10 protein-coding genes are annotated in these 13039 nt (G+C 61.4%); 7 read left to right on the top strand and 3 right to left on the bottom strand.

Annotated elements, in window-relative coordinates; genetic code table 11:
• Positions 1-45 precede the first annotated feature (45 nt).
• The 3 genes from ACYAR8_RS06080 (at position 46) to ACYAR8_RS06070 (ending at position 3933) form a co-directional block, all read left to right on the top strand.
• The gene (locus tag ACYAR8_RS06080) at positions 46-1293 is read left to right on the top strand and encodes an ABC transporter permease (protein ID WP_463579366.1); all 1248 of its coding nucleotides are present in this window, start codon (positions 46-48) and stop codon (positions 1291-1293) included.
• An 11-nt stretch (positions 1294-1304) separates the two neighbouring features.
• A complete protein-coding gene (locus tag ACYAR8_RS06075; protein WP_463579365.1) occupies positions 1305-2129 on the top strand; it encodes an ABC transporter permease in 825 nt (274 codons plus the stop codon).
• 655 nt (positions 2130-2784) lie between these two features.
• A complete protein-coding gene (locus ACYAR8_RS06070) occupies positions 2785-3933 on the top strand; it encodes an iron-containing alcohol dehydrogenase (protein ID WP_463579364.1) in 1149 nt (382 codons plus the stop codon).
• 181 nt (positions 3934-4114) lie between these two features.
• Here the strand turns inward: ACYAR8_RS06070 and ACYAR8_RS06065 are convergent, their stop codons facing one another.
• Positions 4115-4372, bottom strand: coding sequence for a CsbD family protein (locus ACYAR8_RS06065; protein ID WP_074887024.1), 258 nt, complete (start codon positions 4370-4372; stop codon positions 4115-4117).
• Between the two features lie 137 nt (positions 4373-4509).
• Positions 4510-6009, bottom strand: a complete 1500-nt coding sequence (locus ACYAR8_RS06060; protein ID WP_463579363.1) for a helix-turn-helix transcriptional regulator — start codon at positions 6007-6009, stop codon at positions 4510-4512.
• Between the two features lie 314 nt (positions 6010-6323).
• Between ACYAR8_RS06060 and ACYAR8_RS06055 the strand changes: the two genes are divergently transcribed.
• The 4 genes from ACYAR8_RS06055 (at position 6324) to trpE (ending at position 10572) form a co-directional block, all read left to right on the top strand.
• Complete coding sequence (locus tag ACYAR8_RS06055; RefSeq protein ID WP_463579362.1) at positions 6324-7316, top strand: hypothetical protein; 993 nt, start codon at positions 6324-6326, stop codon at positions 7314-7316.
• Between the two features lie 204 nt (positions 7317-7520).
• The gene (gene rpe / locus ACYAR8_RS06050) at positions 7521-8192 is read left to right on the top strand and encodes a ribulose-phosphate 3-epimerase (protein ID WP_074887036.1); all 672 of its coding nucleotides are present in this window, start codon (positions 7521-7523) and stop codon (positions 8190-8192) included.
• A 47-nt stretch (positions 8193-8239) separates the two neighbouring features.
• Entirely contained in the window at positions 8240-9022 is a 783-nt protein-coding gene (locus ACYAR8_RS06045; protein ID WP_455913711.1) for a phosphoglycolate phosphatase, read from the top strand.
• A 68-nt stretch (positions 9023-9090) separates the two neighbouring features.
• Entirely contained in the window at positions 9091-10572 is a 1482-nt protein-coding gene (trpE, locus tag ACYAR8_RS06040; RefSeq protein ID WP_463579361.1) for an anthranilate synthase component I, read from the top strand.
• A gap of 181 nt (positions 10573-10753) precedes the next feature.
• On the opposite strand, the gene estP is transcribed toward trpE, so the two are convergent.
• On the bottom strand, positions 10754-12694 hold the full coding sequence (gene estP, locus ACYAR8_RS06035; RefSeq protein ID WP_463579360.1) for an esterase EstP: 1941 nt from the start codon (positions 12692-12694) through the stop codon (positions 10754-10756).
• Between the last annotated feature and the right edge of the window lie 345 nt (positions 12695-13039).

Genomic DNA, 13039 nt, shown 5'->3' with positions numbered 1-13039 from the left:
CAGGGCAGGGGACGCGCTCTTTGTTAAAAGATTTCGGAGTTCACTATGGCCATCGCCGTGCCCCTGACTGAAGGCGCCAGCCCGACCCTGAAGCAACGCCTGGCCCGTGCCGAGCGCGTCAATCGCTGGAAGGCTCAGGCGTTGATCGCGCCATTGGTGATCTTCCTGCTGCTGGTGTTTCTCGTGCCGATTGCGGCGTTGCTCTACAAAAGCGTCAGCAACCCGGAAGTGGTGGGTGGCATGCCGCTCACTGTGGTGGAAGTGGCGAAATGGGACGGCAAGGGGCTGCCGCCGGACGCGGTGTACAAAGCCGCGAGCCAGGATTTGGCCGAAGCGCGCAAGAATCAGACGCTGGGCGATCTGTCCAAACGCTTGAACCAGGAGTTGGCGGGCTACCGCAGCCTGTTGGCGAAAACCGCCCGCGCCATGCCATTCAAGGAAGAGCCGGCTTCTTATAAGGAAGCGCTGGAAGCCATTGATGAACGCTGGGGCGATCCCGCGTATTGGCAGGCCATCCGCCGCAACACCTCAAGCTTCACTCCCTATTATTTGCTGGCCGCTGTCGACCACCGCATCGATGACCTCGGTGAACTGGCACCGGCCACGCCCGATCAGGCGATTTACATCGACATCTTTGCCCGCACCTTCTGGATGGGCCTGGTGATCACCGTGATCTGCCTGCTGCTGGCGTATCCGCTGGCGTACCTGTTGGCCAATCTGCCTGCACGTCAGAGTAACCTGTTGATGATTCTGGTCCTGCTGCCGTTCTGGACGTCGATCCTGGTTCGCGTCGCCGCCTGGATCGTGTTGCTGCAATCGAGCGGCCTGATCAATGGCGCGCTGATGGCCATGGGCATCATCGATAAACCGCTGGAGCTGGTGTTCAACCGGGTCGGCGTTTACATCTCGATGGTGCACATCATGTTGCCGTTCATGATCCTGCCCATCTACAGCGTGATGAAAGGCATCTCGCCGACCTACATGCGCGCCGCGATCTCCCTGGGCTGCAACCCGTTCGCGAGTTTCTGGCGCGTGTATTTCCCGCAGACCTACGCCGGTGTGGGCGCGGGCTGTCTGTTGGTGTTCATCCTCGCCATCGGCTACTACATCACCCCGGCGCTGCTCGGCAGCCCTAACGATCAGATGGTCAGCTATTTCGTGGCGTTCTACACCAACACCAGCATCAACTGGGGCATGGCGACGGCGCTGGGCGGTTTGTTGCTGCTGGCGACCGTCGTGCTGTACCTGATCTATAACTGGCTGGTCGGCGCCAGCCGTCTGCGTCTGAGCTGAGGAGAACGACCATGTTGAGCCCTTATTCCTCGCCCATCGAGCGGGTCTGGCATTACACCCTGCGCACACTGTGCGGGTTGATTCTGTTGTTTCTGGTGCTGCCAGTGCTGGTGATCGTGCCGCTGTCGTTCAACTCCGGCAGCTTTCTGGTCTACCCGCTGCAGGGCTTTTCGCTGCACTGGTATCAGGACTTTTTTGGCTCGGCGGAGTGGATGCGCGCGCTGAAAAACAGCCTGATCGTCGCGCCGGCTGCCACGGTGCTGGCGATGGGTTTCGGGACGTTGGCGGCCATCGGTCTGACCCGCAGCAACTTCCCCGGCAAGGCGCTGGTGATGGCGCTGGTGATTTCGCCGATGGTGGTGCCGGTGGTGATTGTCGGGGTGGCGAGTTACCTGTTTTTTGCGCCGCTGGGTCTGGGCAACAGCTACATCTCGCTGATCCTGGTGCACGCCGTCTTGGGTGTGCCGTTTGTGATCATCACCGTGTCGGCCACGTTGCAGGGTTTCAATTACAACCTGGTGCGCGCAGCGGCGAGTCTGGGCGCTTCGCCGACGACGGCGTTTCGACGTGTGACCCTGCCGCTGATTGCGCCGGGCGTGATCTCCGGAGCGCTGTTTGCGTTCGCGACCTCGTTCGATGAAGTAGTGGTCACGCTGTTCCTCGCAGGCCCGGGCCAGGCGACCTTGCCGCGGCAGATGTTCAGCGGCATCCGCGAAAACCTCAGCCCGACGATTGCCGCCGCAGCGACCTTGCTTATCGGCTTCTCGGTGTTGCTGTTGCTGGTGCTCGAATGGCTGCGCGGCCGCAGCGAGAAACTGCGCACGGCGGTGGAGTGATCAACACCCATTGGGGCACTGGCTGTAACGTGAATGGTAGGACCGGTTTTAGCCGGGAAAGCGGCCTGCGTCACACTGCAAAATGGACGGTGTCCACGCAGGCCTCTTCCCGGCTGAAGCCGGTCCTACACATGCACTGCTTTCATCCAGCGGTTCTCGCTGACACACCGCCTGCTTTTAGTGGGACCGGCTTTAGCCGGGAAAGCGTCAGGTGCCACGCCGAAAAATTGATAGCGCACCCAAGGGCCTCTTCCCGGCTGAAGCCGGTCCTACACATGCACTGCGTTCATCCAGCGGATCTCTTCGGCACACCGCCTGCTTTTAGTGGGACCGGCTTTAGCCGGGAAAGCGGCCTGCGTCACACTGCAAAATGGACGGTGTACACGCGGGCCTCTTCCCGGCTGAAGCCGGTCCCACTGAAAGCAGCGCGTTCATCCAGTGAGTCTTGCTGACACACCGCAGTCTCTTTGTGGGACCGGCTTTAGCCGGGAAGGCGTCAGGTGCCACGCCGCAAGATTAATAGCGCACACCGAGGGCTCTTCCCGCACCACAAAACTGACGCATCCCACGATCCGGTCTATGTTTCACTCAGCGCATGCCAACCCTGCCTTGTAAAAGAGCCACGGCTCCAACAGCAACGTAAAGGACGAGCCCGATGAGTGTTTCTGCTTTCAAGATCGCCAACAAACTGATCACTGGCCCCGCCGCGATTGAGCAGTTGTCCACCGAGCTGACCCGGCTCAACGTTCAAAACCCGCTGATCGTCACCGACGCGATACTGGTCAAATCCGGGACCGTCGATCTCGCGCTGGCGCAATTGGGCGGTCGTCGTTATGGCCTGTTTGATCAGGTCAAACCCGAACCCGAAATTACTATTGTTGAGGGCTGCACGCGCGCCTTCCGAGAGGGCGGTCACGACGGCCTGATCGGCGTGGGCGGCGGCAGTGCCATCGACATCGCCAAGGGCGTCGCGGCGTTCGCCAATCACGAAGGGCCGCTGACCGAGTTGTTCGGGGTTGATCTGGTCAAGCGCAAAGGCCCTCCGCTGATTGCCATCCCGACCACCGCTGGCACGGGATCGGAGGTCACCAACGTGGCGATCTTTTCAGATAAACAGGCACAACTGAAAAAAGGCATTGTCAGCGATTACCTGTTGCCCGACGTCGCGCTGGTCAGCCCCTTGATGACCCTGACCTGTCCGCGCAGTGTCACGGCGGCCAGCGGAGTCGACGCGCTGGTGCACGCCATCGAAGCCTATCTATCAGTCAATGCTTCGCCGATCACCGACGCCATCGCACTGGGTGCCATCAAGCTGATCGTCAAGGCGCTGCCCAAGGCCTACGCCAATCCGTCCAGCCTGCAAGCGCGAGAAGACATGGCCACCGCCAGCCTCATGGCCGGCATGGCATTCGGTAATGCCGGGGTTGGCGCGGTGCATGCGCTGGCGTATCCGTTAGGCGGGCGTTTCAACATTGCCCACGGCGTCAGCAACGCGCTGTTGCTGCCGTATGTGATGGAGTGGAACAAGCTGGCTTGCGTCGAGCGGATGCGCGACATCGCCGACGCAATGGGCGTACGCGTCGCGCACTTGAGCGACAACGACGCCGCCGACCTGGCGGTGAAAGCCATGGCCGACTTGTGCGCCGCGGTGGAAATCCCGTCCGGCCTGCGCAGCTTCAACGTGCCTGAAGACGCCATTCCCGCGATGGCCGAGGAGGCCAGCAAGATCGAGCGCCTGATGCGCAACAACCCACGGAAACTGACCGCTGCCGACATCGAGAAAATCTACCGCGCGGCGTATTGATCGGTCAGTCGGCGCGCAGATGTATTGCCGGTAAGTGCCTCTTCGCGGGCAAGCGCGCTCCTACAGTTTCGGGGTGATCCAACCATCGGTGAGCTGCCGTGATCACGTGTAGGAGCGCGCTTGCCCGCGATGGCGTTTGCTCAAGCGCTGATCATCTCTGCCAGATTCGCAACGACATGCTTCAACCGCGACGACGAGCCAGCAACCAGCCGACGGTCAGCGTCAGGCCGGCGAGGACCATCAATGTGGTGCGCGGCCGTTGCTGGGTGAAGGTCGCCACTTCGTCCAGCAGATCGCCGTAACGTTCCTGCAATTCACCCGCCGCTTGCCGCGCTTTGCCTTCCATTTGCGTACGCTCGTCACCAGTCAGGTTGCCGAAGACGTCTTGGGCCTTGCCGGCTGCCTGCTCCAGTACGCCTTTCACTTGTTCGGTTTTCATGTCTTGACTCCAGGAAGTGAGTATCGGTGATGGATATCTCGCTGATCCAAACGGGTCAGCCACACCCATAGCGTAGAGCCCTGGCGTCACCTGCTGAAGGTGACTATGCACCAGACGCACTGGCGCATTTGCATCACTCAGCGTTTGCTTTTGCCCTGATTGGCGAACAGGTTCCGCTCCCTCGCCCAGACGATGGCTTCCGCCCGGCTGTGCACGTCGAGCTTGGAATACACCGTCGCGACGTGGTTGCGAATGGTGTTGAGCGCCAGGTTCAACCGCGCCGCAATCTCCTTGTCCGCCAGCCCTTCACAGATCAACCCCAGGACATCCCGCTCGCGAGCGGTCAGGTCTGTGAATGAGGCGCTGGGAAGATGCCGGGTGTTGACGCGCTTGGCATTGGCCAGCTTTTCGATCAGCGTCTGGCTGAACCACGAGGCGTCCTGCATCACCGTCTCGATGGCCTCGACCAGCTCAAGCTCGGATCGCTTGCGCTCGGTGATGTCCATCAGCACGAACAGATAACAGGCATTGTCCTGAATCGTCACGGTGTCAGCGGCCAGCACGCAATCCATCGACTCGCTGCCTTTCTTGCGGACCTTCAGATCCAGCCCTTCAACACGCCCGGTGGTTTCCAGAACGTTGAACAGCTCGTCCATCACCGCGCCATCTTCGATGAAACCCAGCTCGGCAACGGTCCGGCCGATCAGCTCCTGGGGCGTGTAACCCAAGGTGTTGAAGAACGCTTCGTTGGCTTCGACGATCTGCTGCCGGTCCGCCGTGCACACCAATGTCGGCACCGGTGTCAGCTTGAATGCCTTGGCAAACCGCTCTTCGCTCTGGCGCAGGGCGGTCTCGGCCTTGCGTCTGGGCTCAAGGTCGGTGAACGAAAACAGCATGCAATCTTCTTCGTTCATGTCCAGCGGCTGCCCGGCGACGATGACCAGTTTGGTGCCGCCCTCCGGTAGCTTCAGCTCGGCCTGCATCTGCGGAATGGTCGCGCCCTGGTTCAGGCGCTCGATGGCGAGGTCCTTGCGCTCGGCGTTCTCAAGCACGTCCACCTCGTACACAGAGCGGCCGATAACGTTCTCCCTCGAGTGCCCGGTCATTTCCAGAAAGCCCTGATTGACCTTGATGAAGCGCAGGTCGCTCAGGCGGCAGATCACCGCGGGAGCAGGGTTGGCGTTGAAGGTCTTTTCGAAACGCTGCTCGGCGCCGGCCCATTCCGTGGCGTCGGCCAGAATCAGCACCAGGGATTCAGGTGTGCCAGTGCTGTCTTCGAGCACCATGCTGCGAACGCGATGCACCCAGCTGCGCTCGTCTTCTTCACCTTCACCGATCTTGCTGACCTCGATGAGCACATCGCTGAACACCTCGCCTGCCGACACACGGCTGATCGGATATTGATCAACGTCCAACGGATGGTTGTTGCGATAACGCAGGGAGAACTTCTCCCGATAGGCCTCGCCGTTGGCGCCCAGTTCGCTGATCTCCTCGACCCCGTGCATCAGCAGCGCCGCTTCGTTGGCCCAGATGATGGTCTGATCGACCTCCACCAGAATTACCCCGTCCGACAGCCCTGAGATGATCTTCTGCAACTGGCGGCGGTTGGTTTCTCTGGCGAGGATGGCCTCTGACATGCTTGCTCTCCTGACGTCTTAATGCGGTCGGGCTTCGGTCAGCCGGGCGCTCCACGCTATCCGACCGGCTGGCAAAAGCTTAGTGCTGCAGCTTAGTGCAGCCGTGTCCGCGAGGGTCGGTGCGAATGCACCAGACGAAGCGGTGCAAATGCGCCATCACAGACCTCCACGGGCTGATCAAACTGGTTCCACGTCGCATAAGACGCGGTGCGCCTGCCCCACGCGGGCTCGCCCTCATCAACGCAGGTGGTGCATTTGCACTGATACCTCGGCTGCACGCTTGATCTGCATCCCCTGCACCAGAGGAAATTTTCATGGCTTCGACCTACGCAACATCTGCTGTCCTGGGCAGCGCTTCGCCATTCCGTGTGTCTTGGGGATCGGTGTTTGCCGGTGCAGCAATCACGCTGGTGACGTATCTGGTGCTGAGCGTACTTGGCACGGCAATCGGTGCTGGCGCCCTGGACCCGATGGCCCAAGGCAACCCGCTGAGCGGTTTCGGCAGGGGCGCCGGCGCCTGGTTGTTCATCAGTACGTTGGTGGCCATTGCCGCCGGTGCCTGGGTGTCGGGCCGTACCGCGCCGGACCGTGGCGGTCTGCATGGTCTGTTGAGCTGGACGGTCAGCACGTTGCTGACCACCTGGCTCCTCGCGTCGCTGGCCGGATCGCTGGTCGGCACTGCCGGCAACATCGCCGGCAAGGGCCTTTCTCTGGCGGCGGATGGCGTGGCTGCTGCCGCACCGGGTGTGGGCCAGAGCATTAAGCAGCAGCTGGATAAAAACGGCATCAGCCTGGATTGGGACAGCCTGAAATCGCAGCTTGACACCACCTTGAAGCAGTCCGGCAAGCCAGAGCTGGATCCTTCAAAGCTGGATCAGAAAGCCGACGTGGCTGGCGCCGATGCCAAGCAGACTGCAGAGCAGGCCTCCACCGATCCAGCCCAGGCCGGCGATCAGTTGAAGCAATGGTTCGATCGCGTCCAGAAAGCGGGCGACCCGGCCTTGAATGCCGCCGACAAAGACGCGCTGGTCAACATCGTGGCCGCTCGCACAGGCAAGAGCAAAGCGGAAGCGCAGCAGATCGTCGACAACTATGCCCAGGCCTATCAGCAAGCAGCGGCGAAAGTCGCAGAGCTGAAGGCCCAGGCCGAGCAACAGGCCCGTGAAGCGGCGGATGTCGCGGCCAAGCAGGTCTCCAAAGCAGCATGGGGCACGTTCTTCATGCTGATCATCGGCGCTGCGTTGAGCTTTGGTCTGGCCCGTTACGCCCTGAGCTCGCGTCCTCGTCTGCTGGTCGAGACTGTTTAAGGGTTTCAGCAATCAGATGGCGTTGCCGATTCTGAATCGCTGAATCAAGCCAAGGCCCGGTGCGCAATGCTGTCGCACCGGGCCTTGCGCTGTTTGCGCCCCCTGAATCAAGCCTCTCGGCGCACTCGCACGCGACCCAACGCACGTTTCAAACTCTTGGAGTACAATGCGCGCCACCGTGATTTCGCTCATAAAAGGTGCGTCATGCAGCCCTTCGCTATTGCTCCTTCGATTCTGTCCGCCGATTTCGCCCGTCTGGGAGAGGAAGTCGACAACGTCCTGGCCGCTGGCGCCGACATTGTCCACTTCGACGTCATGGACAACCACTACGTCCCCAATCTGACGATCGGACCGATGGTCTGCGCGGCACTGCGCAAATACGGCATCACCGCGCCCATCGATGTTCATCTGATGGTCAGCCCGGTGGATCGCATCATCGGCGACTTCATCGAAGCCGGGGCCACCTACATCACCTTCCACCCGGAAGCGACTCAGCACATCGACCGTTCCCTGCAACTGATCCGCGAAGGTGGCTGCAAGGCGGGTCTGGTGTTCAACCCGGCGACTCCGCTGAACCTGCTCGAGTACGTCATGGACAAGGTCGACATGATCCTGCTCATGAGCGTCAACCCGGGCTTCGGCGGTCAGAAATTTATTCCCGGTACGATCAACAAGCTGCGTGAAGCCCGCGCGCTCATTGACGCATCCGGTCGCGACATCCGTCTGGAGATCGACGGCGGCGTCAACGTCAATAACATCCGTGAGATCGCCGCAGCCGGTGCCGACACGTTCGTCGCGGGCTCGGCCATTTTCAATGCGCCTGATTACCGCGAAGTCATTGCGAAGATGCACGCAGAACTGGCGTTGGCCCGTTGAACAGCGGCTTCGAGCAGCTGTTTCCGGGCCGTCTGCCCAGGCTGATCATGTTCGACCTCGACGGCACCCTGATCGACTCGGTGCCGGATTTGGCAGCAGCGGTGGACAAGACCCTGATCCAGCTCGGCCGGCCGCCGGCGGGCATCGAGCGGGTCCGTGACTGGATCGGCAACGGGGTGCGCGTGCTGGTACGCCGCGCGTTGGCGAACGACATGGATCACACCGCCGTCGATGAAGAGTCCACCGAGGCTGCGCTGGCGATTTTCATGGAGGCCTACAGCGGCAGCCACGCCCTGACCAAGGTCTACCCCGGCGTGCGCGAAACCCTGAAGTGGCTGCAGAAGATGGGCGTCGAGATGGCGCTGATCACCAACAAGCCGGAACGCTTTGTCGCGCCCTTGCTGGATGACCTCAAGCTCGGCCGGTTCTTTCGCTGGATCGTGGGTGGCGACACGCTGCCGCAGCAGAAGCCCGACCCGGCGGCGCTGTTCTTCGTCATGAAAATGGCTGGCATACCAGGGTCGCAGTCGCTGTTCGTGGGTGACTCGCGCAACGATGTGCTGGCGGCGAAAGCGGCGGGTGTCGCCTGTGTGGCATTGAGTTACGGCTACAACCATGGCCGCCCGATCGCAGAAGAGTCGCCGGCACTGGTCATCGACGATTTGCGCATGCTGATTCCGGGCAGTTCTGCCGGTTGCTTAGCGCAGGGCGCTGAGATAACGTTGCCCGACATCAAGTCTCCCTCCTTTAGAGAATCCATCGTGGTGGTCACTCGCAAACTCTGGATGAAAGTCATCAAGGCCCTGGCCCGCTGGCGTTGGCGCGCCTGACTTGAATCTGGCCGGAGCTCCGGCGCGTTTGCATCCCTGACCGTTTTCCCTCAGACCACGAGGCTGATATGACCCGCGAAGAATTCCTGCGTTTGGCCGCTGAAGGCTACAACCGCATTCCCCTTGCCTACGAAACCCTGGCCGACTTCGATACCCCGCTGTCGATCTATCTGAAGCTCGCTGACGAGCCCAACTCCTACCTGCTTGAGTCGGTGCAGGGCGGGGAGAAGTGGGGGCGGTATTCGATCATCGGCCTGCCGTGCCGCACGGTCATGCGCGTGCATGACCACACCGTCAGCGTGACCCACGACGGCGTCGAGATCGAGCGCCTCGAAGCCGAAGACCCGCTGGACTTCGTCGAGACTTTCAAGGCCCGCTACAACGTTCCGACCATCGCGGGGCTGCCACGCTTCAACGGCGGTCTGGTGGGCTATTTCGGTTATGACTGCGTGCGTTATGTGGAGCCGCGTCTGGGCGCATGCCCGAATCCCGATCCGCTGGGCGTGCCGGATATTTTGCTGATGGTGTCCGATGCCGTCGTGGTGTTCGATAACCTGGCCGGCAAGATGCACGCGATTGTGCTGGTTGATCCGGCTCAGTCTGAAGCCTATGAAGGTGGCCTGGCGCGACTCGAAGCGTTGATGGAGAAACTGCGTCAGCCGATCACGCCCCGTCGTGGTCTGGACCTGACCCGTCCGCAGGCGGCGGACCCGGTGTTCCGTTCCAGCTTCACCCAGTCGGATTACGAAAAAGCCGTCGACACGATCAAGGAATACATCCTCGCCGGCGACTGCATGCAGGTCGTGCCGTCCCAGCGGATGTCCATCGACTTCAAGGCCGCACCGATCGATCTGTATCGCGCGCTGCGGTGTTTCAATCCGACCCCCTACATGTACTTCTTCAACTTCGGCGACTTCCACGTCGTCGGCAGTTCCCCGGAAGTGCTGGTGCGGGTCGAAGACAATCTGATCACCGTACGGCCGATTGCCGGGACGCGTCCTCGCGGCGCTACCGAGGAAGAGGATTACGCGCTGGAAGTCGACTTGCTGTCCGACGACAAAGAGATCGCCGAGCACCTGATGCTCATCGATCTGGGGCGCAACGACACGGGGCGCGTTTCGGAAGTCGGCTCGGTGAAGCTCACCGAGAAGATGGTCATCGAGCGTTATTCGAACGTCATGCACATCGTGTCGAACGTCACTGGTCAGCTGAAGAACGGCCTGACGGCGATGGATGCGCTACGGGCTATCTTGCCGGCGGGCACGTTGTCGGGCGCGCCGAAGATTCGTGCGATGGAAATCATCGACGAGCTGGAGCCGGTCAAGCGTGGTGTGTACGGCGGCGCAGTGGGCTACTTTGCCTGGAACGGCAACATGGATACCGCGATTGCCATCCGCACCGCCGTGATCAAAAACGGTGAGCTGCACGTGCAGGCCGGTGGCGGCATCGTTGCGGATTCTGTGCCAGCGCTGGAGTGGGAAGAAACCCTCAACAAGCGCCGCGCGATGTTCCGCGCCGTGGCCCTGGCGCAGCAGACGCCCGAAGCTTGATGGTTGGTTTGCACATGAAAAACGGCGCCAGGGGCGCCGTTTTTTTGTGGCCGATACAAACCACTTGTAGGAGTGAGCTTGCTCGCGATCACCATTTACCCGACAACACTTGCAGCGTCTACACGGACGTAATCGCGAGCAAGGTGGAGCGCCACCCCGGCGCTTCTACAGGACCATGGCGTCAGAAATCCAGACTCACCGCCAGGTTCAACCCTTGCTGCGTCACGTCATCATTCTTGCGCCAGTTGTAGCCCGCACGCAGTGTCAGGTCGGGCGCCAGCTTCTGGCTCAGGCCCACACTGGCGCGATTCAAGCTGCGCTGGGGGTCATAGCCTTTCAGGTCAAAGTCCACGCCTGGCACGCTGTTCAGCGCGATGGTCACGTCCTGCTGATCGGTATCGAACTCACGCTCATGGGCCACTTCGCCAAACAGTTGAGTCTGTGGCGTGACGTCGAACTTGCCTTGCAGCCCCGCGCCGAGCCGCTTCGACTTGCGCGTCTGGTCGTCGTAATTGAGTGCGGTTGCGCGAGCACTGTTCTCCGAATAGCCATCGACGTTGACGTGGGAATAGTCGGCGCTAATGAACGGCGAGAAATGCCAGCGACTGCTCTGCTCGGCCAGATCGAAGCCCACGCGACCACTGACCGCCCACAGATCGCCGTCGGTGTCGCCTTTCTCTGCGCCTTCGCTGATGCCCAGCGCAAACTTGCGCTTGAGGTTGTCGTAGTCGAGTTTTCCGCCCGAGGCCGCCAGGTCTGCCCACCAGTGTTGCGCCTGATACTGCACGAACGCGGTCGCGATATAGCTATTGAGTTTGTAGTCCGAATCCTTGGCCCCGGCTTCGAGGGTTTGCCGGTATGCGCCCGCAACCAGGCCCGCTCTCCAGTCTTCAGCGAAGCGATAGCTGCCGCCCACCGTGAGGTTGTAGCCATGACCGTCGCCGCTGGCGGAATTGCCTTGCGCGTCGAAATCCATTTTCTGACCGCCACCGGCGACGATGGCTCGCCATTCACCAACGTTCTGCCAGTTGCCCCAGTCCGCCAGCCATTGACTGCGCAGTTCATCCTGCTGCGCGCGCAACGTACCGTTGGCCATTTCCGGCAGCAGGGTAATTTCCCACGGTGCGGACAAAATCGAATACCCGTAGTCGGCGATCAGGCGCTGACCCGCGACGGTCGGGTGCACGCCGTCATTGAACAGCAGTTTGGTCGGATCAGGCGTCAGGCCGCCAATCCCGTAAACGCTATTGGCGGTGCAGTTGTTGCCGTTGAAACAGGTGCCGACCAGATTCTGATCGGCCGCCAACCCGTAGCGCGCCGGCTCGGTCAGTACATCGCGTATGAGCCCCGGCACATTAAGTGGAATGATCTCGGCATCGATTTGCCCCAGCCGATTGACCAACTGCTGGTTGAACACCCCGCTCAGCAACGTCGATGGCACCTGTAATGGCGTGCCGAATACAGCAGGCGTGCGGCCGATGTCAGGCAGCAGCCAGACCATGATGTAACGCGCACCGGCCTGGGACAGGATTTGCGCGCCGTTGGCCAGGTTGTTCGCCGCGTTGACGGCCTGTCCCGCGCTCAGCACCCGGCCCTGAAGGAAGTCATTGCCGCCCCCGGTCAGGTAGTAAAGGGCGTTGGGGTCAGCCCGCGAGCTGTTTTCAACCAGATAGCCGGGTCGCGTCCGGAACACTGTCGTGACGCCAGTGGTGGCATCGGTGTTGGCAATCCGGGATTGGGTGGTGATCGCCGAGAGGATCTGATCCGTCCGGTCGCCGCCCACGGCCCAATTGTTACCATCCGCCAACCCTTGCGCCGCGCGAACGGGGGAGGTGGATGCCTGCAAGTCTCCGGGCGCCACGCCAAGCATTCCGCCCAGCAACGTCGATGAGTTCAGACCGAATGCCTCACCGCTCCCGTTCAGGTACGTCGGGCCGGTGCGGTTGGTGAAGCGCAAGGTGGCGCCGGGTGGTCCGCCCGCATCGGGGAATTGCCCGGCGTCGGCCAGGCTGTCGCCAAACACGATCATCGTTGAATAGGGGGAAGAGGCGGCCAGGGCCGAGGAGCAGGCGAGCGAGAGCAGGCAAGCCGCGAACGGCCAGCGCAGTGTGGCTTTGAGCATGGGGGCATCCCTTATTGTTTTCAGTGCTGTACGAGAAGGTAGCAGCAGCGACACAAATCGCCCACGATGCCGTGGCATTCACGGCAAATATTCTGTACTGGCCTTCAAGCTGCGATCTGCATCTTGCAGGCGCCCAGTTCCTGCCAGTCGGCCTCTGGGTCGCGCCATCCGGGCACTGCGATATTGCACGCCCTGCGGCGGTACGCTACTGTGCGGCAACGTATGAACGAGACCTTTCCTGTGTCGATTGTCAGCAGCTTCTTGATGCGCGTTATCAAGGGCCACGCCCGCTGGCGTTGGCGCGCCTGACTATGTCCCCCGCCGGCCCCGCCGGATCTGTATTGA

The sequence above is a fragment of the Pseudomonas sp. HP_01 genome (assembly GCF_055284355.1).
This window is presented reverse-complemented; position numbering and strand designations above follow the sequence as displayed.